Origin of the sequence: Bacillus sp. BML-BC051, from assembly GCF_019656175.1 — a bacterium.
Lineage (GTDB): Bacteria > Bacillota > Bacilli > Bacillales > Bacillaceae_G > Bacillus_A > Bacillus_A mobilis.
The window spans coordinates 1-22,977 of the sequence record NZ_BPLI01000011.1 but is presented as its reverse complement, the minus strand read 5'-3'; the positions used below and the strand labels follow the sequence as shown (position 1 = coordinate 22,977).

Annotated in this window: 23 protein-coding genes and 1 other annotated feature (1 of these 24 only partly in view); of the genes, 20 read left to right on the top strand and 3 right to left on the bottom strand. The window is 36.2% G+C overall.

What is annotated here, in order from left to right:
- Positions 1 to 85: a binding site (T-box leader), on the top strand; it begins 147 nt to the left of the window's first position.
- A 38-nt stretch (positions 86 to 123) separates the two neighbouring features.
- From K5S59_RS04320 to K5S59_RS04275, 10 genes are all read left to right on the top strand, one after another.
- Complete coding sequence (locus K5S59_RS04320; protein ID WP_000072221.1) at positions 124 to 2,769, top strand: valine--tRNA ligase; 2,646 nt, start codon at positions 124 to 126, stop codon at positions 2,767 to 2,769.
- Between the two features lie 92 nt (positions 2,770 to 2,861).
- Complete coding sequence (locus K5S59_RS04315) at positions 2,862 to 4,163, top strand: bifunctional folylpolyglutamate synthase/dihydrofolate synthase (protein WP_000582051.1); 1,302 nt, start codon at positions 2,862 to 2,864, stop codon at positions 4,161 to 4,163.
- A gap of 165 nt (positions 4,164 to 4,328) precedes the next feature.
- Positions 4,329 to 5,291 (top strand): hypothetical protein, encoded by a 963-nt coding sequence (locus K5S59_RS04310; RefSeq protein ID WP_000361002.1) that lies wholly within the window; start codon positions 4,329 to 4,331, stop codon positions 5,289 to 5,291.
- Between the two features lie 221 nt (positions 5,292 to 5,512).
- The gene (locus tag K5S59_RS04305; RefSeq protein ID WP_001226279.1) at positions 5,513 to 6,088 is read left to right on the top strand and encodes a Maf family protein; all 576 of its coding nucleotides are present in this window, start codon (positions 5,513 to 5,515) and stop codon (positions 6,086 to 6,088) included.
- Positions 6,089 to 6,135: 47 nt separating this feature from the next.
- Complete coding sequence (gene radC / locus K5S59_RS04300) at positions 6,136 to 6,762, top strand: RadC family protein (RefSeq protein ID WP_212981823.1); 627 nt, start codon at positions 6,136 to 6,138, stop codon at positions 6,760 to 6,762.
- Positions 6,763 to 7,002: 240 nt separating this feature from the next.
- Positions 7,003 to 7,308: an ArsR/SmtB family transcription factor gene (locus K5S59_RS04295; RefSeq protein WP_371399460.1), complete on the top strand. Its 306-nt coding sequence runs from the start codon at positions 7,003 to 7,005 to the stop codon at positions 7,306 to 7,308.
- A gap of 183 nt (positions 7,309 to 7,491) precedes the next feature.
- Positions 7,492 to 8,877, top strand: coding sequence for an FAD-dependent oxidoreductase (locus tag K5S59_RS04290; RefSeq protein ID WP_151633484.1), 1,386 nt, complete (start codon positions 7,492 to 7,494; stop codon positions 8,875 to 8,877).
- Positions 8,878 to 8,957: 80 nt separating this feature from the next.
- The gene (locus tag K5S59_RS04285) at positions 8,958 to 9,161 is read left to right on the top strand and encodes a hypothetical protein (protein WP_202293876.1); all 204 of its coding nucleotides are present in this window, start codon (positions 8,958 to 8,960) and stop codon (positions 9,159 to 9,161) included.
- Between the two features lie 26 nt (positions 9,162 to 9,187).
- Positions 9,188 to 10,246, top strand: a complete 1,059-nt coding sequence (locus K5S59_RS04280; protein WP_202293872.1) for a flavin-containing monooxygenase — start codon at positions 9,188 to 9,190, stop codon at positions 10,244 to 10,246.
- Positions 10,247 to 10,368: 122 nt separating this feature from the next.
- Complete coding sequence (locus K5S59_RS04275; RefSeq protein ID WP_151633490.1) at positions 10,369 to 10,857, top strand: arsinothricin resistance N-acetyltransferase ArsN1 family A; 489 nt, start codon at positions 10,369 to 10,371, stop codon at positions 10,855 to 10,857.
- A gap of 146 nt (positions 10,858 to 11,003) precedes the next feature.
- Here the strand turns inward: K5S59_RS04275 and rnjA are convergent, their stop codons facing one another.
- From rnjA to K5S59_RS04260, 3 genes are all read right to left on the bottom strand, one after another.
- Positions 11,004 to 12,671 carry a ribonuclease J1 gene (gene rnjA / locus K5S59_RS04270; protein ID WP_212982003.1) on the bottom strand — a complete coding sequence of 556 codons (1,668 nt, stop codon included), beginning with the start codon at positions 12,669 to 12,671 and terminating at the stop codon, positions 11,004 to 11,006.
- 103 nt (positions 12,672 to 12,774) lie between these two features.
- Complete coding sequence (locus tag K5S59_RS04265) at positions 12,775 to 13,194, bottom strand: universal stress protein (RefSeq protein ID WP_000277011.1); 420 nt, start codon at positions 13,192 to 13,194, stop codon at positions 12,775 to 12,777.
- Positions 13,195 to 13,216: 22 nt separating this feature from the next.
- Complete coding sequence (locus K5S59_RS04260; RefSeq protein WP_202293866.1) at positions 13,217 to 14,680, bottom strand: SulP family inorganic anion transporter; 1,464 nt, start codon at positions 14,678 to 14,680, stop codon at positions 13,217 to 13,219.
- A 180-nt stretch (positions 14,681 to 14,860) separates the two neighbouring features.
- Here K5S59_RS04260 and K5S59_RS04255 point away from each other — a divergent pair, with 180 nt between their 5' ends.
- From K5S59_RS04255 to K5S59_RS04210, 10 genes are all read left to right on the top strand, one after another.
- A complete protein-coding gene (locus K5S59_RS04255; protein ID WP_202293863.1) occupies positions 14,861 to 15,403 on the top strand; it encodes a recombinase family protein in 543 nt (180 codons plus the stop codon).
- Positions 15,404 to 15,658: 255 nt separating this feature from the next.
- A complete protein-coding gene (locus tag K5S59_RS04250; RefSeq protein ID WP_202293860.1) occupies positions 15,659 to 15,967 on the top strand; it encodes a PadR family transcriptional regulator in 309 nt (102 codons plus the stop codon).
- A gap of 18 nt (positions 15,968 to 15,985) precedes the next feature.
- On the top strand, positions 15,986 to 17,179 hold the full coding sequence (locus tag K5S59_RS04245) for a chromate transporter (protein WP_202293857.1): 1,194 nt from the start codon (positions 15,986 to 15,988) through the stop codon (positions 17,177 to 17,179).
- 390 nt (positions 17,180 to 17,569) lie between these two features.
- Positions 17,570 to 17,917: an ArsR/SmtB family transcription factor gene (locus tag K5S59_RS04240; protein WP_202293854.1), complete on the top strand. Its 348-nt coding sequence runs from the start codon at positions 17,570 to 17,572 to the stop codon at positions 17,915 to 17,917.
- A gap of 28 nt (positions 17,918 to 17,945) precedes the next feature.
- Entirely contained in the window at positions 17,946 to 19,001 is a 1,056-nt protein-coding gene (gene arsB, locus K5S59_RS04235; RefSeq protein WP_150159202.1) for an ACR3 family arsenite efflux transporter, read from the top strand.
- A gap of 26 nt (positions 19,002 to 19,027) precedes the next feature.
- The gene (gene arsC, locus K5S59_RS04230) at positions 19,028 to 19,432 is read left to right on the top strand and encodes an arsenate reductase (thioredoxin) (protein WP_000428326.1); all 405 of its coding nucleotides are present in this window, start codon (positions 19,028 to 19,030) and stop codon (positions 19,430 to 19,432) included.
- A 64-nt stretch (positions 19,433 to 19,496) separates the two neighbouring features.
- Positions 19,497 to 19,856 carry an arsenite efflux transporter metallochaperone ArsD gene (gene arsD / locus K5S59_RS04225; protein ID WP_150159200.1) on the top strand — a complete coding sequence of 120 codons (360 nt, stop codon included), beginning with the start codon at positions 19,497 to 19,499 and terminating at the stop codon, positions 19,854 to 19,856.
- Positions 19,857 to 19,874: 18 nt separating this feature from the next.
- Positions 19,875 to 21,638, top strand: coding sequence for an arsenical pump-driving ATPase (gene arsA, locus K5S59_RS04220; RefSeq protein WP_202293851.1), 1,764 nt, complete (start codon positions 19,875 to 19,877; stop codon positions 21,636 to 21,638).
- Positions 21,639 to 21,661: 23 nt separating this feature from the next.
- Positions 21,662 to 22,606 (top strand): thioredoxin-disulfide reductase, encoded by a 945-nt coding sequence (gene trxB, locus K5S59_RS04215; RefSeq protein ID WP_202293848.1) that lies wholly within the window; start codon positions 21,662 to 21,664, stop codon positions 22,604 to 22,606.
- A gap of 16 nt (positions 22,607 to 22,622) precedes the next feature.
- Positions 22,623 to 22,904: a HesB/IscA family protein gene (locus tag K5S59_RS04210; RefSeq protein ID WP_202293845.1), complete on the top strand. Its 282-nt coding sequence runs from the start codon at positions 22,623 to 22,625 to the stop codon at positions 22,902 to 22,904.
- Positions 22,905 to 22,977 lie beyond the last annotated feature (73 nt).

Sequence of the window (22,977 nt, the reverse complement as noted above, 5' to 3'; positions counted from 1 at the left end):
TTGTCCGTTATCAAATTAAGAGTATAAGCAAATTCTGAATTTGTTTGTAAATAAAGGTGGTACCGCGATGTCCCTCGTCCTTTTTTGGATGAGGGGCATTTTTTATTTTAAGGAGGGAAAATAATGTCAAACACGGAAAAGAATTTACCAACTAAATATGATCATATGTCCGTTGAAGAAGGCCTTTATCAGTGGTGGTTAGAAGGCAAATATTTTGAAGCAACAGGGGACGAGAAGAAACAACCGTATACAATTGTAATTCCACCTCCGAACGTAACTGGTAAGTTACACTTAGGTCATGCTTGGGATACAACTCTTCAAGATATTTTAACTCGTACGAAGCGTATGCAAGGTTACGATGTATTATGGCTTCCAGGAATGGACCATGCGGGTATCGCAACACAAGCGAAAGTAGAAGGGAAACTTCGTGAAGAAGGTATTTCACGTTACGATCTTGGCCGTGAGAAGTTCCTTGAAAAAGCTTGGGAGTGGAAAGAAGAATACGCGTCTCACATTCGTCAACAATGGGGGAAAGTTGGTTTAGGACTAGACTATTCTCGCGAACGTTTCACATTAGACGAAGGTTTATCTGATGCAGTTAATAAAGTATTCGTTCAATTATATGAAAAAGGCTTAATTTACCGCGGTGAATATATTATCAACTGGGACCCAGCAACACGCACAGCTCTTTCTGATATTGAAGTAATTCATAAAGAAGTTCAAGGTGCATTCTACCATATGAACTACCCATTAACAGATGGATCTGGTCATATTCGTCTTGCGACTACTCGTCCAGAAACGATGCTTGGTGATACAGCAGTAGCAGTTCATCCAGAAGACGATCGTTACAAACATTTAATCGGAAAAACAGTTACACTTCCAATCGTAGGCCGTGAGATTCCGATTATTGCTGATGAATACGTAGAAAAAGATTTCGGAACAGGCGTTGTAAAAATTACACCAGCTCATGACCCGAATGACTTTGAAGTAGGTAACCGTCATGACTTACCACGTATCTTAGTAATGAACGAAGATGGATCAATGAACGAAAAAGCTGGTAAGTATAACGGTATGGATCGTTTCGAGTGCCGTAAAGCGTTAGTGAAGGATTTACAAGAAGCGGGCGTATTAGTAGAAATCGAGCCTCATATGCATTCAGTAGGTCATAGTGAGCGTAGTGGTGCAGTTGTTGAGCCTTACTTATCAACACAATGGTTCGTAAAAATGGCTCCACTTGCTGAGAAGGCAGTAGAGCTTCAACAAAAAGAAGAAGAGAAAGTAACGTTCGTACCAGAGCGTTTCGAAAACACATATTTACGCTGGATGGAAAACATTCACGACTGGTGTATTTCTCGTCAATTATGGTGGGGACACCGTATTCCAGCTTGGTACCATAAAGAAACTGGTGAAGTATACGTAGGTACAGAAGAGCCAGCAGATATTGAAAACTGGAATCAAGATAACGACGTACTTGATACATGGTTCAGTTCAGCGTTATGGCCATTCTCAACACTTGGTTGGCCAAATGAAGATGCAGCAGACTTCAAACGTTACTATTCAACAGATGCACTAGTAACGGGTTATGACATCATCTTCTTCTGGGTATCTCGTATGATTTTCCAAGGTTTAGAGTTTACAGGCGAGCGTCCATTTAAAGATGTATTAATTCACGGTTTAGTTCGTGATGAGCAAGGACGTAAAATGAGTAAATCTCTTGGTAACGGTATTGATCCAATGGATGTTATCGAGAAGTACGGTGCAGATGCAATGCGCTATTTCTTATCAACAGGAAGCGCACCAGGTCAAGATCTACGTTTCAGTATGGAGAAAGTAGAGTCTACTTGGAACTTCATTAATAAAATTTGGAACGCATCACGTTTCGTATTAATGAACATGGATGATATGAAGTATGAAGAAATCGATTTAACTGGTGAAAAATCAGTTGCGGATAAGTGGATTTTAACTCGCTTAAACGAAACAATCGAAAGCGTAACGCGTAACATGGATAAATATGAGTTCGGTGAAGCTGGTCGTTCATTATACAACTTCATTTGGGATGATTTCTGTGACTGGTACATTGAAATGGCGAAACTTCCACTATACGGTGAAGATGAAGCAGCTAAGAAAACAACTCGTTCTATTTTAGCTTACGTATTAGACCAAACAATGCGTCTATTACACCCATTCATGCCATTCGTAACAGAGAAGATTTGGCAACATTTACCACATGAAGGTGAATCTATTACAGTAGCAGCATGGCCAACAGTTCGCGAAGATTTACAAGATACAGAAGCTGCGGCAGAAATGCACCTTCTAGTTGATATCATTCGCTCTGTTCGTAACATCCGTGCGGAAGTTAATACGCCAATGAGCAAAAAAGTTCAAATGCAAATTAAAGCAAAAGATGAGGCTATACTTGCTCAACTTACAAAAAACAGCTCTTACATTGAGCGTTTCTGTAACCCAAGCGAATTAATAATTCAAACGGATTTACAAGCGCCAGAAAAAGCAATGACTGCAATCGTATCAGGTGCAGAGTTATTCTTACCGTTAGCTGATCTTATCAATCTTGATGAAGAGAGAGCACGTCTTGAGAAAGAATTTGAGAAGTTCGACAAAGAAGTAGAACGTGTACAGAAGAAACTTTCAAACCAAGGTTTCGTAGCGAAAGCTCCTGCAGCAGTTATTGACGGAGAGCGTGCGAAAGAGCAAGACTACCTAGAAAAACGTGAAGCAGTTCGCCAACGTCTAGCAGATCTTGAGAAATAAAATGTTTTTTAGGGACTCACTATATTGGTGAGTCTCTTTTCTTTGCGTATAATAGGAGTATGAAGGTTGTCTTTTGAAAGGGGAAAGCATACGTGATACATACATACGAAGAAGCGATAGGATGGATTCATAGCCGATTGAAGTTTGGTATTAAACCAGGATTAGAAAGAATGAGATGGATGCTAGAAGAGCTTGGAAATCCAGAGCGTCACATAAAATGTGTTCATCTTGCTGGTACAAATGGAAAAGGTTCAACGTTAACATATATGCGCTACATGTTAGAAGATGCAAAATATAAGGTAGGAACATTTACATCTCCTTATATTGAAACATTTAACGAACGTATTAGTGTGAACGGAACACCAATTGCAGATGAAGAGATTACTGAACTGGTAAAGATGGTAAAGCCAGTCGTTGAAAAACTAGATGAGACGGATTTAGGGGAAGCGACTGAGTTTGAAATTATTACTGTTATGGCAATTTGTTATTTCGGTAAAGTTAATTTCTGTGATGTTGTTTTATTTGAAACAGGGCTTGGAGGGCGCTTTGATTCTACGAATGTTATTCATCCTGTTCTCACGATTATTACAAATATAGGCCACGATCATATGCATATTTTAGGAAATACACTAGGAGAAATTGCATATGAAAAGGCGGGGATTATTAAGTCTGGTGTTCCGGTTATTACTGGTGTACAAGATGAGGAAGCATTGCAAGTCATTCAAAAGGTTGCAAAGGAAAATCATGCAAACTTATACGAGATGGACAAGCATTTTACAGCGTTACATAAACAGTCTAGCGAAGAGGGAGAACAGTTCGATTTCACTTGTCCTTTCGCCACTTTTGAAGATTTGCGAATCTCAATGAAAGGTAGTCACCAAGTAGGAAACGCAGCACTTGCACTTATGGCAGTCATGTATGTCAAAACATACTTATCATTTTTAATTGAGGAAGAAGAAATAAGAACTGGATTACAGGAAGCGTATTGGATTGGGCGCTTTGAAAAACTGCAAAGTAATCCAGATATTATTATAGATGGTGCCCATAACCCAGAAGGTATTGAAAGTCTTGTGAAAACAGTAGAATCACATTACAAAGATAAAAATGTAATAGTTTTATTTACTGCCCTTGGTGATAAACAGTTGCATAATATGGTAGGTCAATTAGAAACAATTGCCGATGAAATTATTTTTACAACATTCGCCTTTGATCGTGCTATTTCTGCTGACAAGCTTGCATCGTATTCAAAGAAAGAGTCAAAATTAGTTTTTGAAAATTGGAAAGAGGCAATTGATACGAAGGTTGAAATGATTGGAGAAAATGATGTTTTTATCATAACAGGTTCTCTTTATTTTATTTCGGAAGTTCGAAAATATATTCGCGAGAAAAACTAGATAGTCTTTGCTATCTAGTTTTTTTGTTCTACAAATGAAGTCAAATGCATACATATAAGATAAATATATAGGGTTATTTGGCGAATTCCTCTGACAAATATCTCGTTTTTTTGTGAAATGAATATGATATGATGCGGACAACGATAAGAGGTGAGGTGTGAGTGTATGGACAAGCAATCACGAACGATCTCAGTGAAAGTGAATGGAACAGAAGCGAAGTATGAGGAGAAGAAGAAAGATGAATTTGAATGGATGGTAGTAGAAAGTGAAAGACCGAAAAACGTTGTTCCGTTTCAAAAAGCGAAATTGGTGTCTAAGGAAAAAAAACGAAAGAAGTGGAGCAATACGTTAATTGCAATTGTTGCAACTGCGATTGTTATTGGTACGGCGTTTGGGATGGGAATGCTACAGTTACTTAAAGGACAAGGTGCGACTGGGGGAAGTGAAGTAACAGCTTCGAAGCAGATGCGAAATGAAGAATCAAAGGTGGGCGGAACGGTAGAACAAACACCGGCATCAAAAGAGGAAAAACAAAAAGCACAGACAGGAACGTCATTAGATCCAATGAAATTATTTTTTGTTCAAGGAGGGATTTATTCTTCCGAAGAAAAGGGACAGGCTGCTCTTGAAGAGTGGAAAGGTAATGGAGGCGTAGTAGCTTTAAAACCGAGCGGTGATAAGTATGCATTAGTTGTTGGTATTGCTAGTGATGAACAAGGCATAAATCAATTAATGACGCAGTATAAAAATGATAATGTCTCTGTATTGAAAAAGAACTGGGATATAACAGATAAAGCGTTACTTAAAGATGATAAAGAAGTTGGTGCGTTTTTAATAAAAGTACAGCCTTTATATACTCATTTAGCAAAATATGCTTCTAGCGTACAAGCTAGTGGAAAAAGTAATGCAAAAGATATAGGTGCGATTGAAAAAGAGTGGAAAGCAATTGAAAAAGAAGGAAAAAGTATGAAGCAGGAAGAAGCAAAGAAATTGTATATGTATACGTCAGTAGCTGTGCAAACAGTGAAGGATGGAAAAGGTGATAAGGAATCTTTGGCGAAATTAAATCAAGTTATTATTGATGGTATGCTTTCGTATGAAAAAATTGTTTCACAAAAGGCGAAATGATAGGATAATGAAATGACGAAGGAAGAAGTATAGGTACTTCTTTCTTTTCTTTTGAATTTAGAGCAAAGTGCTTTCTCTATGACAGGACTATAATCGTATTTTAGTAAAGAAATATTATTTTGCTTAGAGAAAATAATATTTCTTTCATTTGTGGACAAACTATTCCTTTGATACGATTGATGTAAATGATTCTGCTTCATGTGAGAAAGGAAGGAGAAAATATGAGAAAAATTATTTTAGCATCAGGGTCACCTCGCAGGAAGGAATTGCTTGAGTTAGCGGGTGTACCATTTGAAATCATTGTAAGTGAAGTAGAAGAAACGATAGGTGCGTATTCCTCACCTTCAGATATTGTTATGTCCCTTTCCCTGCAAAAAGCATCTGCGGTAGCAGAAAATAACAGTGATCATATTGTGTTAGGTGCAGACACAATTGTTACATATGAATCGCGTATTCTTGGAAAGCCTTCTAATGAAGCTGAGGCGAAAGAAATGTTGCAATTATTATCAGGGAAAACACATGAAGTGTATACTGGGGTTGCAATTATAACAAAAGACAAAACAGTCACTTTTTACGAGCGTACAGAAGTTACGTTTTGGGAATTAACAGAAGAGGAAATTGACGCATACGTTGCATCAAAAGAGCCTCTTGATAAAGCGGGAAGTTATGGAATTCAAGGTAAAGGATCTATTTTTGTTCAACATATTCAAGGGGACTATTATAGTGTAGTTGGTTTACCAATTTCACGTCTTGTTCGGGAATTAAAACAATTTAATATTGATGTAACCCATGCGTAAAATTGCATGGGATTTTCTTTGAGAGAACAAATAAAAGGGGTGGAGAAATGAACGGTATTCGTGATGTTGTCAAAGAAGAACAGCCACGGGAGCGTTTATTGTTAGAAGGAGCAGGAAGTTTATCGAATCGGGAGCTTCTTGCGGTGTTACTCAGAACAGGTTCTAAAGAAGAAACAGTTTTAAAGTTATCAGATAAAATTTTACATCACTTTGATGGTTTACGTATGTTGAAAGATGCAACGTTAGAAGAGCTTGTCAGTATACATGGTGTTGGGATTGCAAAGGCAGCCCAGCTTATAGCTGCTTTTGAACTTGGTAGAAGAATGGTACGTTTAGAATATCAAAATAGATACAGCATTCGAAGTCCAGAAGATTGTGCGAGATATATGATGGAAGAAATGCGCTTCCTGCAGCAGGAGCATTTTGTATGTTTATATTTGAACACAAAGAATCAAGTTATACATAGGCAAACGATTTTCATTGGAAGTTTAAACACATCAATTGTACATCCAAGGGAAGTTTTTAAAGAAGCGTTCCGCCGTGCAGCAGCCTCTATCATATGTCTTCATAACCATCCTTCAGGAGACCCCACGCCGAGCCGAGAGGATATTGAAGTAACAAAACGCTTAGTAGAATGTGGCCAGATTATTGGAATTGAATTAATCTTATCTTAATAAAAAATATAGGGCAAAATTATATTGGAGCTGAAAATACTCATGTATCTAATTTTTGCCCTATGCTATTTTAAAATTTGTTGTAAGTACTTTAAAGTATACCTTTACAAACGCATCGTTTTTAGAAAGTAATTTAATCAATTTTTTTTGATTTAACAATTGTAAAACTGTAAACATCAGCATATAATAAAAACATCAAGAAAATTTGATTTAAGGAGAAGACCTATGAAAGAACTAGCAATGTATAATCAATTAACTAACCAATCATTTGAGACATACGAAAAAAAGTTCAAAGCATTGGCAGATCAAAGAAGGCTACACATCTTATACGAATTGTGCCAACGTGGGGAAACTTGTGTCTGTGATTTAACAGGTGTTCTCGGTTTACCACAATCAAAGCTTTCATATCATTTAAAACTTTTACTTGATGCAAATCTCATTACAAAAGAGACAAAAGGAACATGGAGTTACTATAACATTAATAAAAAAGAAGTAGACGCACTATTATCTGAGCAATTATGCTGTATATTTCGTCCCATGTCATAACTTTGATTGGGACGAAATAGTGTATTAATATATATTTAATCAATTTTTCTTGATAAATATAACATTTTGATAAGTGATTAAACTTGAATAATCATTCTGGATTTTAAATCAATTTTTTTTGATTTAAATAATCCAATTAAGGGACTATACTTACAATTTCAGCTAAAATAAGGAGGATTTTTTATGAAACCTATTCAACTTTCATTCAAAGTACAAGAGTGTTGCGGAACGGAAAATCAAACATTACAAAACAATATTGGTATGCAGAGATTAAAACAGTTACCAATAGCCATTATTGGGGGCGGACCCGTAGGGTTGGCAGCGGCAGCACATTTAGCAAAACATGGTGAATCATTTATCTTATTAGAAGCTGGAGAAAAAATAGGGTCAAACATTCGTACATGGGGCCATGTACGGTTATTCTCACCTTGGCAATATAACATAGATAAAGCAGCTCTAGCTCTTCTTGAACAACATGGCTGGGAATCACCAGACATAAACGCATTACCAACAGGAAGAGAAATTGTAGAACAATACTTACAACCGCTTGCGAACCTTCCAGAAATTAAACCATTTATCCATTTGAATACTAAAGTACTATCTATAGGTAAGAAAGATACAGATAAAATGAAGACAACGAATCGTGAAAAAATGCCATTCATGATCTATACAGAAAAAGAAGGTGTACTTCAAGTTTATGAAGCTAGAGCAATATTAGATGCTTCAGGTACGTGGGGAAATCCAAATCCGGCAAATTCTAATGGTATCTGGTTGAAAGAAGAGCAATCCCTTAACGAGCATATTTTTTATGGTATTCCAGATATATTAGGAAACGAACAAAAGCGATATGCCAATAAACATGTAGCTGTTGTTGGAAGTGGTCATTCTGCAATCAATGCTCTATTGGAGTTGGCAAAATTAAAAGAATCTTATCCAGGAACTAAGATTGTATGGATTATGAGAAAGCAACGTGTGGAAGAAGCATACGGGGGAGAGGAAAAAGATGCTCTTGAAGCACGCGGAACCTTAGGTAGCCGCATTCATCAATTGGTTGATGAGGGAATCGTGGAAGTAATGACACCATATAAAATTCAATACGTAGTTAGTACAAAAAATGGAATGGACATTGTAGGTCATCAGGATGAGGAAGAAATAAAAATTACAGATATCCAAGAGATGATTGTAAATACAGGAAATCGCCCTAACTTATCTATGATAAGTGAAATACGTACTTCTATTGATACTGCTACTGAAAGTGTAGGTGCTTTAGCACCGCTAATCGATCCTAACCTTCATAGTTGTGGCACTGTTCGCCCCCATGGTGAAAAAGAGCTTCGACATCCAGAGAAAGATTTCTATATTGTAGGTTCAAAAAGTTATGGAAGAGCGCCTACATTCCTTATGGCGACAGGCTATGAACAAGTTAGATCTATAGTTGCTTACCTTACTGGTGATTATGAGGCAGCTGGAAAAGTAGAACTAGATTTGCCAGAGACTGGTGTTTGTAGTGTGAATGTAAAGCCTAATAAAGTAGATGATTCATGTTGTGGTACAGAACCTTGTTGTTAAGGAGACTGACTGTAAGGAGTAGTAATTTTATATTACGCCTCCTTACAGAAGAATTAAGTTTGAAAGGAGAACACAATAAAATGATTATTAATCATGCGGGTAATTTAAAAAAAGACTATTTTTTATCCTATATAAGGTTAATAATGAATGCCCACCAATGTAATGTTGAAGATGCAAAGGATTATGTTTTTCAAAGTATGTTCAGACTCGAAAAAAACAGTTTAGGAAAGAAAACTTATCAGAGTTTCCTTGAAGCGTATCAAGAATTGAAACAATCTAATTAAATAAGTAAATCAGAGGTGGGATAAAGATGAAAGAAATATTAGATTCCATTGTAATTGGAGGCGGGCAAGCTGGTCTTGCGTCTGGTTATCACCTTCAAAAAAAAGGATTACAGTATTTAATATTAGAAGCGAGTGAGAGAACAGCTGGGTCTTGGTCTTACTATTATGACAGTCTTAAATTGTTTTCTCCCGCACGTTTTTCATCGTTACCTGGTATGCAATTCCCAGGTCATCCTGATGATTATCCCACGAGGAACGAAGTAATTGGTTACTTGCAAAATTATGTGGACAATTTTCAGCTACCAGTTATGTTAAATCAGCGAGTAGAATCTGTAGAAAAAGAAGACGAAATATTTAAAGTTCTAACAGGGTCTGGAGAGATATTTCAGGCTAGAACTATTATAAATGCAACTGGTTCTTTTCACAGTCCGTCTAATCCGATAATAACGGATCAAGAGAAATTCAAGGGGAATATTATACATTCGGCTATGTATCGGAGTCCGAATCATTATATTAATCAAAGAGTAGTGGTGGTGGGGCGGAGAAATTCAGCTGTCCAAATTGCGCTCGAACTGGCCGATGTAAGTAAAGTATCTTTAGCTGTACGAAAGCCTGTTCAACTTATGAAACAAAAAGTGTGGGGGAAGGACTTACATTTTTGGCTTAAGGTATTAGGCATAGATACCTTTCCGTTTTGGCGATTTGGAAAAACAGCACCGAGTTCAGGTGGAGTCATCGATTTAGGTGATTACAAGGAACGATTAGCTAGGGGGAATCCAGATCAAAGGCCTATGTTTACATCTTTTTACACTGATGGTGTAGTTTGGCCTGATGGGAAGAAGGAGCCAATCGATACGGTCATTTTTGCAACGGGCTATCATCCTAATCTCTCTTACTTCAATGCTATTGGCGCACTGGACTCAGAAGGAAGACCACTACAAATAGGTGGTGTAAGTACAGAAGTTCAAGGGGTATATTATGTTGGTTTGGAAGGTCAACGTTCGTTTTCTTCTGCAACATTAAGGGGAGTTGGGGCGGATGCTAAATTTGTTGTGAGAAAGCTAATAAGCTACTTAGAAAAATGAATGTATTAGAGAATGAAAGTAACACCATGACTTACTGGGGATTTGGTTAATATTCCTTTTAAATTCCGTAACTTAAGTCCAAAATCAAAAGTAGGATAAGGGAGATTTAGGAGGAGGTAAGTATGAAGATTAGAAAAGCAACCGAAAAAGATGTACGAGAAATTACGACTATTTATAATGAGGGTATCGAGGATCGTATTGCAACTTTAGAGACAGAAATAAAAACAGATAAATATGTGATGGAATGGCTATTTCAACGAGAAAAAAGATATTCAGTAATTGTCATGGAAGAGAATTCTCATATCGTTGGCTGGGCTTCCATTAATCCATATAGTCATCGATGCGCCTACCGTGGAGTAGGAGAATTATCTATATACATAAAAAGAGAATATAGAGGGAAAGGTTTGGGACAGAATTTACTTTTAGCTTTAGAAAAAAATGGACAGCAAAATGAATTTTATAAATTTGTTTTATTCACTTTTTCTTTTAATAATCTTGGTCAAGGGTTATATCGTAAAATGGGTTATCGGGAAGTAGGAGTGTTTGAAAAACAGGGGATCATGGACGGAGAGCATGTCGATGTTATGATTATGGAAAAATTATTAGGCTAATATTGCAATGATTTCAAATCCAAGATCAAAAACCAGTGATGTCACTTAATCACTGGCTTTTGATTTTTATTAATTTAGTATCTTAATAGTTTAGAACCGGAATTGTTGGCATTCTTAAAAATAAAGTATTAATGAATGTTTTCTTTCTAAACTTCCATAATGATAGGAAGAAGCATTGGACGACGTCCGGTTTTGGAATATAAGAATGGACTTAATACGTCTACAAGTGTTTGTTTTATTTGTGCCCAATTTATTATCCCTTCATTTAGTAAATTACATATACACTCTTCTACAATCTCTTCTATTTTCTTCATGAGTTCTTCTGATCCACGCATATATACGAATCCTCTTGTAACAATTGCTGGCTGAGATACTAATCGCTTTTGTTTACAATCTAAATTCAGGCTTATAATAATGATTCCTTCTTCAGATAGAATTCTACGGTCACGTAAAACAATGTTTCCAATATCACCTATACCACTCCCATCAACATACACAGCTTGAGAAGGGATGGTTTTATTACTAATTCTAGCTTCTCCTTTGGAGATTTCTAGTACTTGCCCATTGTCCATAACAAAGCAATTTTCTATAGGTACACCACATTCTACAGCTAATTCTACATGCTTTTTTAACATACGGTATTCTCCATGAATAGGCATGAAATATTTTGGCTTTAAAAGTGAGAGCATCAATTTTTGTTCTTCTTGTGCTCCATGGCCAGATGTATGAATATCACTTATTTTGTGATGAATTACATTTGCACCTACTCGATATAGTTGATTAATATTTCTGTTAACGCTTAACACATTCCCTGGAATCGGAGAGGAAGAAAGGACAACCGTATCCCCTGGAATAATTTGAATTTGTCGGTGATTACTATATGCAATCCTTGATAATGCAGCCATTGGTTCCCCTTGGCTTCCTGTACATATGATAGTTACTTGATGACTGGGAATATGATTGATTTCATGTACACCAACGAATATGTCCTCTGGAGCTTGGATATATCCTAAGTTTCTTCCTATTTGAATTGTTTTTTCCATACTTCTTCCTACAACTGCAATTTTACGATTATACAAAATAGAAGCCTCTACAACCTGTTGTAATCTGTGAACGTTAGATGCAAAAGTGGCAAATAAGATACGTCCCTGAGCCCCTGAAAAGATTTCCTTTACAGACTGCCCAACCTTTTTTTCTGACATTGAAAAGCCAGGAACTTCACTATTTGTACTGTCGGATAGTAAACACAATACACCTTCTTTTCCGATTTCAGCAATTTTGTGTAGGTTCGCCTCTGTACCAACGGGTGTAAAATCGAATTTGAAATCACCAGTATGTACAACATTTCCATTTGGAGTGGTGACTACTATACCAAATGCGTCAGGAATACTATGTGTTGTTCGGTAAAATCGTACTTTCGTGTGTTGAAATTCAACTTCTGTTTCATCCAATATATTTCTTATTTCAACATGGCGGATACTATGTTCTTCAAATTTACTTTTAATTAATGCTGCAGCTAGTTTCCCCGCATATATCGGTACTTGTATGCGTTTAAATAGAAAGGGAACCCCGCCAATGTGATCTTCATGTCCGTGTGTGATGAATAATCCTTTTATTTTGTCTTTATTTCTTTCTAGATACGTATAATCAGGTATAACATAATCAATACCTAATAGTTCAGATTCAGGAAATTTAAATCCAGCATCTACAATGATGATTTCATCTTCATACTCAATGACATACATGTTTTTCCCAATTTCTCCAAGGCCACCTAAAGCAAAAATCTTTGTTTTTCCACTTTGTAGTGTTTTCATGTGCCAACTCCTTATATATTGAAATATTTCAAGATTCCTTTATGATAAAAATTCCTGATTTTGAATAAGTAACTTCAAAATCAGGAATCATACAAAAAATATATTATTTTACAATCAGTACTGGACATTGAACCCTTTTAGCTACTTTATGGCTCACACTTCCTAGTACCATTTCTTGCAACGCATTGAGTCCCCGACTACCAAGTACCACTAATTCGAAATGACCTTTATTCGCATGGTCTACAATGGTTGGACCTGGTTCACCATGTAATATTTTAACTTCATAAGAAATACGATTTGCTTTTAATTTTTCCTCAATTGGTAAAAGTCTCTTACGACGGGATAACTCTAATTCTTCTTTCCCTTGTGCATGAATAACTTCATTCTTTGCTTTTGCATAATCGACTACAAATACAATTTCAACTGTGCATTCGCTAGATAAGGATGCAATTTTCATTGCTTCTTGAGTAGCACGTAAGGAATGTTCAGAGCCATCTACAGCTAATAGGATTTTTTTATACATATTTTCCACTCCTAATCATGAATTAATGTGAAGAAGCTTTTCTATTTGGGTTATTATATACTGCTAATTTTTCTACGAGTTTCTTACTAGAAGAATTTAAGTTTTTAATGGTAACAATATTTTGATTTTCTTGGTACTTAATAACCACTTTGTCGATAGCTCCGACTGCTGAATCATCCCAAACATGGGTATTTGAGAAGTCAATGACAATGCTTCTATTTTTAATATTGAAATCAAAGGATTCTACGAATCCTTCTACAGATGCAAAGAATAATTGACCATCCACATCAAATATCATATTTGAGCCATCTTGTTGTTTTGTAACTTTTATTTTTGAGATTTTAGCAACAAAGAATATAGCACTTAGTAACACACCAGCAATTACACCTTTTGATAAATCATGTGTTGCAACGACAATGATAACTGTTACTAACATAACTGCTGCATCACTTTTAGGTGCTTTCACTAAATAAGAGAAAGAAGACCAATCAAATGTGCCAATCGATACCATGATCATAATTCCTACAAGAACAGGCATTGGAATTTGGACGACTAAATCTCCTAATACGATGATGAGGAATATTAAAAATAGTCCTGCAATTAGCGTAGACAGTCTACCACGTCCACCAGATTTTACGTTGATTACCGATTGCCCAATCATTGCACAACCTGCCATACCACCAAAGAAACCTGTAACAATATTTGCGATCCCTTGACCTCGGGACTCTTGATTTTTATTGCTTTCTGTTCCAGTCATGTCATCTACAATAGACGCTGTTAGTAAAGACTCCAATAGTCCAACAATCGCTAAAGCAATGGAATATGGAAAAATAATGCTTAATGTTTCAAATGTGAATGGAACGTCTGGAATAAAGAACGAGGGTAATGATTTTGTAATCGATCCTAAATCACCAACAGTTCGTAAGTCTAAATGCATATAAATCGCAATAGCTGTTAATAGTACAATTGCTATTAATGGAGCTGGAATTGATTTAATAAATCGCGGTACAATATAGACAATTCCTAATGTAATTGCCACAAATACATATGTCAGATTGGAAATACCAATAAAATGTGGTACTTGAGCCATAAAAATTAATATTGCTAACGCATTAACAAAACCAATCATGACAGCACGTGGGATAAATTTCATTAATCGTGCTACTTTAAATACACCAAAAATAATTTGTATAACACCTGTTAAAATTGTTGCGGCTAATAAATAATTTAGCCCGTGTTCTTTCACTAAAGGAACCATAAGTAATGCCATTGCACCGGTTGCTGCTGAAATCATTCCAGGACGACCACCTACAAAGGCAATAATAACTGCAATACAAAAGGATGCATATAATCCCACCATCGGATCTACACCTGCAATAATGGAAAATGCGATTGCCTCTGGAATTAATGCTAGTGCAACTACAATCCCCGCAAGGATATCAGCTCTAACATTTGAAAACCATTCTGTTTTTAATTTTTCTACCACTGTTTTATACACCTCATGTCATTTATTTTGTGGCTTTTAAGTCTCATAAAAGCCGCGTTCACGATTTAATAAAAACAGTCTAACACTTATCGTCCCAAAAAGGAACCTTTTTGATACTAATTTTACAACTCCAAGTTATGGTATGATAAAAGAAACGTCTAAATTGTTAGGAGAGCATGTATGTTAATCGGATATATGAGACCATATCAAGATGACTTGAAATGTGAAGAACAACTCAAAAGCTTAGAGAAATGTAATTGTACGATGATGATCTCAGAGGAACATTCATCGGCAAAAAAAAGAGTACAACTTAAAAATATGATAGATAACCTAAAACCAGATGATAAAATTGTTGTTACAAAACTTTTCACATTAGCTGATTCAACACGTCATCTTGTTGAGTTATTACAAGTCATTGATAATAAAGGTGCTTACATTTACTTTGTTCAAGAAGAAATTGATACAAGTCATACAAATGGGTATCATTTTGGAGATATTGTAAAACATCTAGTTGATTTTCAAAGTGATGTAATTAGTGAAAAAACGAAGAAAGGCTTGTATGAAGCGAAACAAAAGGGAGTGACAGCAGGGCGTCCTAGAAAGCCTGATGAGAATGTAAAACGTGCTATTGTTATGTATCAAAGTGGTGACTATAGTTTAGCTGAAATACGAGAAGAAACTGGAATCAGTAAATCAACTTTATATAGATATTTAGAAAATTGAATAAGAAAAACAAGCTTTTGTTCAATAAGAAAATTTTAACCATGAAAAAAGTCACTTTCCTGTACGCTTAGGAAAGTGATTTTTTGGTTATCTTTGAATGTATTACGGATGAATGCTTATATAATACGGAATCATTACTTTGTAAAGGCTTTGTAAATTATTTTATAATCAATTGAAAAAGTTATATGCCAATGATAAATTAATAACGAAGTTCGATATTGCTTTTCGATTTTGATGCTATAGGAGGGGGCAAACTTGGAGGATAAATTATTAAGAAAGTTATTTTTAGGGTTTATCCAAATCCACATTTTACATCATGCTAAGGAACATCCCATTTTTGGTGCATGGATGTTAGAAGAACTGAGGGAACATGGCTATACTATAAGTCCTGGAACCTTATACCCTATTCTTCATGCGATGGAAAGTGATGGTCTTTTGAATAAAGAGGATCGTAATGTAGCCGGAAAAATCAGAAAGTATTATACAGCTACTGAAAAAGGGCGAGATGTTCTAGTGGAAGCACGAAAGAAAGCATACGAACTTTTTAAAGAAATTAAAGAATAATAAGAAAGGACGTGTAGAATGAATCATACAACACAGCAAAGCAGATTTAAGATTTTATTAGAAATACTGCTTGTTTCTACTCGACTTGGACTTACATCTTTTGGGGGGCCAATAGCACATCTTGGTTACTTTCACGAAGAGTATGTTCGCAAAAGAAAATGGATGGATGAAAAAAGTTATGCGGATTTAGTTGCGTTATGTCAGTTTTTACCTGGCCCTGCTAGTAGTCAAGTTGGTATTGGTATTGGTGTAATGCGTGCAGGTGTATTAGGAGGAATTCTTGCTTTTATAGGTTTCACTCTTCCTTCTGTTATTGCATTAATCATATTTGCATTAGTTTTACAAGGTTTAAACATTGGAGATGTTAGTTGGATTCATGGGCTAAAAATCGTAGCGGTAGTAGTAGTAGCGCATGCGATTTTAGGAATGGCTCAAAAGTTAACACCAGATTTACAACGTAAATCAATTGCATTATTTGCTTTAGTTGGAACGTTATTATGGCAAACAGCTTTCACACAAGTTGGTGTCATTTTATTATCGGGGCTAGTGGGTTATCTTATCTATAAAAATCATGCGGATAACGATGAAGTGAAACTAAGTTTCCCAATCTCCAGGAAGTTAGGAGTAATTTGTTTATCACTATTCTTTGGATTACTTATTTACCTTCCAATTCTAAGAGAGGTTACATCGTTAAATTGGATTGCAATGTTTGATAGTTTTTATCGCGCAGGTTCTTTAGTTTTTGGTGGAGGTCATGTTGTGTTACCGTTACTGGAACGTGAATTTGTACCTACAGGCTGGATGGATGAAGCGTCATTTTTAGCTGGTTACGGTGCTACTCAAGCTGTACCTGGACCATTGTTTACATTTGCAGCGTATATTGGAGCTGTTATTGGTGGATGGCAAGGTGGATTATTGGCAACTGTAGCTATTTTCTTACCAGCATTTCTTCTTATTTTAGGTACATTACCGTTTTGGGATCAACTAAGACGAAATCCTAAAATTAAAGGTTCTTTAATGGGAGTCAATGCGGCAGTAGTCGGCATTTTAATCTCAGCTTTCTATCATCCGATTTGGACTAGTGCAATCTTACAACCTGTTGATTTTGCTTTTGCAGCCGTATTATTTAGTATGTTAGTGTATTGGAAGTTACCACCTTGGGTCATTGTAGTGATGGGAGCTGTTGGAGGTACAATAATATCACTATTATAAAATAAATAATTGTGTTTTAAACTACCATTATATTTGGTGGTTTTTTGTTTCATTTAAAACGAAAGAAAATATATTTTTTGTAACAAAAACAATAATTTTCGATAAAATAAAAATGTAAATTGACCAAAAAGTTTTTAACAGGATTTATAGGACTTATTGTATATTTTCTGAGCGGAAAAAGTACAATGTTTTATAAGAATTGAGCATTAAGGTGCAGTGTAAAGATACTATAAATATAAGTTGTTTTTGGTTGATTATATAAGTGATTAATTATATACTTATTTCAAGAGGGAGAGAAAATTAAAAATGAATCCATTTAATGAATATTACGTTTAATTTTCGCTCAATATATAAGTATATGCTTATGTAATTATAAGAGGAGGTGTGGATATGGAAAAAACGGTTATAGAATTAACAAGAGCGTCACAGTTATTAAAGCTACTAGGAGACAAAACAAGGCTAACAATAGTATCAATTCTCAAACAACGTGAATGTTGTGTCTGTGAACTTTTTGAAGTGTTTGACATGAGTCAACCCTCAATCAGTCAACATCTTCGAAAGTTAAAAGACTTAGGCTTGGTGCAAGAAGAGCGTAGAGGTCAGTGGATTTATTATTCTTTAAATCAAGCAAGTGATTTATACACACTTTTAGAAGATATTTTAGTACATGTACCAGACCAAACAGAGAAAATTAAACAAATTGAGAAGAGCAATCCTACACTCCGATGTGGTTGTTAATAAATAGTCAGAAAGGGAAGTGAGAAGGATGAGCAACACGGGGAAAAAACGTCTGTCTTTCCTAGATCGATATCTAACCCTTTGGATTTTTCTTGCCATGGCAGTAGGAATAGGAGTCGGCTATTTATCACCTGGATTTGTTGAAGGCATGAATAGTTTACAAGTAGGAACGACCTCCATACCGCTTGCGATTGGGTTAATTTTAATGATGTATCCGCCATTAGCGAAAGTGCGCTACGAAGAGATGGGACGCGTTTTTAAAGATGTAAAAGTATTAGTATTATCACTCGTACAAAACTGGATTATTGGTCCTGTTCTGATGTTTGCTTTGGCTGTTATATTCTTACCGGATAAGCCAGAGTATATGGTGGGCTTAATTATGATAGGTTTAGCTCGTTGTATTGCGATGGTTATTGTTTGGAATGACTTAGCAAAAGGTGATACGGAGTATGCGGCAGGATTAGTTGCTTTTAACTCTGTATTCCAAATGTTATTTTTCTCAGTATACGCTTATGTGTTTGTAACAGTCATTCCAGAATGGCTAGGTATTGAAGGAGCTGTTGTAGATATAACAATGGCTGAGGTTGCAAAATCAGTCTTTATTTACTTAGGAATTCCGTTTATTGCAGGAATGTTAACACGTTTTATCTTTGTAAAAACAAAAGGCCGAGAGTGGTATGAAAAAGTCCTTATACCAAAGATTAGTCCAATTACATTAATCGCATTGTTATTTACAATTGTTGTGATGTTCTCATTAAAAGGAGAGGTCATTGTTAGCGTACCATTTGATGTTGTACGTATTGCAATTCCATTACTCATTTATTTTGTAATCATGTTTTTTGTCTCTTTCTATATGGGCAAAAAAGTGGGTGCAAGTTATGGGGTATCAACAACATTAGCATTTACAGCTGGTAGTAATAACTTTGAATTAGCAATCGCTGTAGCTGTAGGGGTATTTGGAATTCAGTCTGGTGCAGCGTTTGCGGCGGTTATTGGACCTTTAGTTGAAGTTCCCGTTATGATTGCTCTCGTAAATGTAGCACTCTGGTTCCAGCGTAAATACTTTCAAACACAACCAAAATAAATATTCATAAAAAAGGTGGAATTATCATGGAAAACAAAAAAACAATTTACTTCTTATGCACAGGAAACTCTTGTCGTAGCCAGATGGCAGAAGCTTGGGGTAAAAAATATTTAGGTGACAAATGGAATGTACTTTCTGCTGGTATTGAGGCACACGGAGTAAATCCGAATGCAATTAAAGCAATGAAAGAAGTAGACATTGATATTACGGACCAAACATCTGATATCATTGACCGTGACATTTTAGACAAAGCAGATTTAGTTGTAACACTTTGTGGTCACGCAAATGATGTATGTCCAACAACGCCACCACATGTAAAACGAGTTCACTGGGGATTTGATGATCCAGCTGGTCAAGAGTGGTCTGTATTCCAAAAAGTTCGTGATGAGATTGGCGGACGTATTAAAAAGTTCGCTGAAACAGGAGAATAATTGAAAACAAAATAAGCCGAGAATTTTTCTCGGCTTATTTTATAAAGAAGGGGAGAAATCAGAAATGAAAAAGATTGAAATTTTTGATCCTGCAATGTGTTGCTCTACTGGGGTTTGCGGACCAAGTGTTGATCCAGAGTTAATTCGTGTATCAGTTGCTGTTAACAACTTGAAAAATAAAGGAATTAATGTCACTCGTTATAACCTTGCGAGTGAACCAGATGCATTTGCAAATAACAATGTCATTAGTCAGTTGTTAATGGAAAAAGGACCAGATGTTCTACCAGTTACTGTGCTAGATGGGAAAGTAATCAAAGAAAGAGCGCATCTAACAACAGAAGAGTTATCACAACTCACAAACCTAACAGAAGAAGAATTAAGTCAGAAGCCAAAAGTACGTTTAAATCTAAACGTGAAAAAATAAAGAAAGAAGTGAATGGCAATGACAAACTTATTTAATCCACGTGGCATGACACTTACACCCTTTTTATTTTTTACTGGTAAAGGTGGAGTAGGAAAAACATCAACTGCATGTGCAACAGCTATTACGTTAGCTGATATGGGGAAACAAGTTTTATTAATAAGTACTGATCCAGCTTCTAATTTACAAGATGTTTTCGAAATAGAACTTACAAATAAACCGAAAGAAATTCCAAGTGTTCCGAATCTACAAGTAGCTAACTTAGATCCTGAAACAGCAGCACATGAATATAAAGAACGTGTTGTTGGACCATACCGTGGAAAGCTCCCAGATGCTGTTATTGCAACGATGGAAGAGCAATTATCTGGAGCTTGCACAGTAGAAATGGCTGCATTTGATGAATTTTCTACGTTACTTACTAATAAAGAATTAACATCGAAATTTGATCACATTATATTTGATACAGCACCAACAGGTCATACGTTACGTCTTCTTCAACTTCCTACGGCTTGGAGTGGTTTCCTGGAAGAAAGTACACATGGAGCTTCTTGTTTGGGACCATTAGCAGGGCTTGAAGATAAAAAAGAATTATATAGTCAAACAGTTGAAGCGTTATCGAATCCGAAGCAAACCTCTTTATTGCTTGTGACACGTCCTGATAGTTCACCGTTGCAAGAAGCAGATCGTGCAGCCAAAGAATTAAAAGAACTTGGAGTTAGCAATCAATATTTGCTTATAAATGGTGTTTTAACGAATTATGTGCAAAATGATGCTGTTTCTAAAGCTTTGTTTACGAGACAAGTACGTGCATTAGAAAACATGTCAGAAGAGCTAAAAGGTCTTCCAGCTTATGAACTTCCATTAGTGCCATTTAATGTTACCGGAATAGAGAATATGAGAAAGTTGGTTCGGCCAATTGAAAGTCTCTCAATTTTAGATGAGATACAAGAAGAAATTGCTATATCTCCTCTGCAAAACTTGATTACAGACCTTTCTGAGACAGGAAAAAGAGTTATTTTTACAATGGGAAAAGGTGGAGTAGGAAAAACAACTGTAGCTTCAGCCATTGCAGTTGGTCTTGCTGAAAAAGGGCATCGTGTACATTTAACTACAACGGATCCAGCAGCACATATTGATTATGTCATGCATGGAGAACAAGGGAATATTACAATCAGTCGTATTGATCCAAAACTGGAAGTAGAAAACTACCGCAAAGAAGTGATTGAGCAGGCTAAAGATACAGTAGATGAAGAAGGTTTAGCATATTTAGAAGAAGATTTACGTTCGCCTTGTACAGAGGAGATTGCGGTATTCCGTGCTTTAGCTGAAATTGTTGAAAAAGCAAATGATGAAATTGTGGTAATTGATACCGCACCAACAGGTCACACATTATTGTTACTAGATGCAGCACAAACGTATCATAAGGAAATTGCACGTTCTTCTGGTGAAGTACCACAATCCGTGAAAAATTTATTACCACGTCTTCGCAATCCAGAAGAAACAAGTGTTGTCATTGTAACGTTAGCAGAAGCGACACCAGTCCATGAAGCAAGTCGTCTACAAGAGGATTTAAAACGTGCAGAAATTCATCCGAAATGGTGGGTAATTAATCAAAGCTTTTATGCAACGCATACGATAGACCCAGTACTAAAGGGAAGATCACAATCTGAAGTGCCATGGATTCAAGAAGTTCAAAAAGAATCACAACATAATTGTGTAATTATTCCTTGGCAATCAGAAGATGTTATTGGATATGAGAAACTGAAAGAATTGACAGTTCAATAATTGTTCATTAGGAGGCACTCACTATGCATAAAGTCGTTATTTTAGGAACAGGACCAGCCGGATTAACAGCAGCTATCTACTTAGCACGTGCGAATATGAATCCACTTATTATTGAAGGAACTCAGCCAGGTGGACAATTAACTACAACAACAGAAGTAGAGAATTTCCCAGGTTTCCCTGATGGTATTATGGGACCAGAGCTAATGGACAATATGAGGAAACAAGCAGGACGATTTGGTGCGGAGTTTAAAAATGGTTGGGTAGAAAAAGTGGATGTATCTCAGCGACCATTTAAAATTACTGTAACTGGAATGGGAGAGATAGAAGCGGAAGCCATTATTGTTTCTACAGGTGCTTCTGCTAAACTGCTAGGGATTCCAGGAGAGAAAGAACATATGGGTCGTGGAGTAGGAACTTGTGCAACATGTGATGGATTCTTCTATCGTGGTAAAAAAGTCATTGTAGTTGGTGGTGGAGACTCTGCAATGGAAGAAGCAAACTTCCTAACAAAGTTTGCAACAGAAGTTCATATTGTACATCGTAGAGATGAACTACGTGCATCTAAAATTATGCAAGATCGTGCAAAAGCAAACGAGAAAATTACTTGGGGATTAAATAAGACACCGATAGAAGTAATAGCAGATGGAAAAGTTACAGGTCTAAAAGTGAAAGATAACGAAACCGGTGAAGAAGAAATAATTGAAACGGACGGTATTTTCATTGCGATTGGCCATCGTCCAAATACAGAATTTTTAAATGGTCAAGTGGAGATAGATGAAGTTGGTTATATTGTTGTAAAACCAGGCACAACAGAAACAAATATACCAGGAGTATTTGCATGTGGTGATGTGCAAGACCATAAGTATCGTCAGGCAATTACAGCTGCAGGAACTGGTTGTATGGCTGCATTGGATTCTGAACGCTTCTTAGAAAATCATGCTGTGCATGATTGGAGTCAATCTTTATAAAACGGGGGAAGTTAAAATGAATATTACAGATAAAGCAAAAGAGTTTATTGAGAAAGCTATGAAAGAAAACGGTGTTTCAACATTACGTTTTACATTTGATGGTGCTGGATGCTGTGGCCCTAGTTACGGTATTAATTTAGGAGAAGCACAAGAAAATGATGTCACGGAAACAGTAAACGGTATTCAAGTTGCTATGGATCCAAAGGTAGCTGAAATTGTAAATACACTAACACTAGACTATGTAGAAGATCAACAAGGTGCAGGTCTTGTTATCAGTGGTGGATCTAACTGCTGCTAAATTATAAATTAAAGGAGACTAACAAACATGACGAACTATCACGAACTTGTAAATGTTCCATTAAAAAAATGTT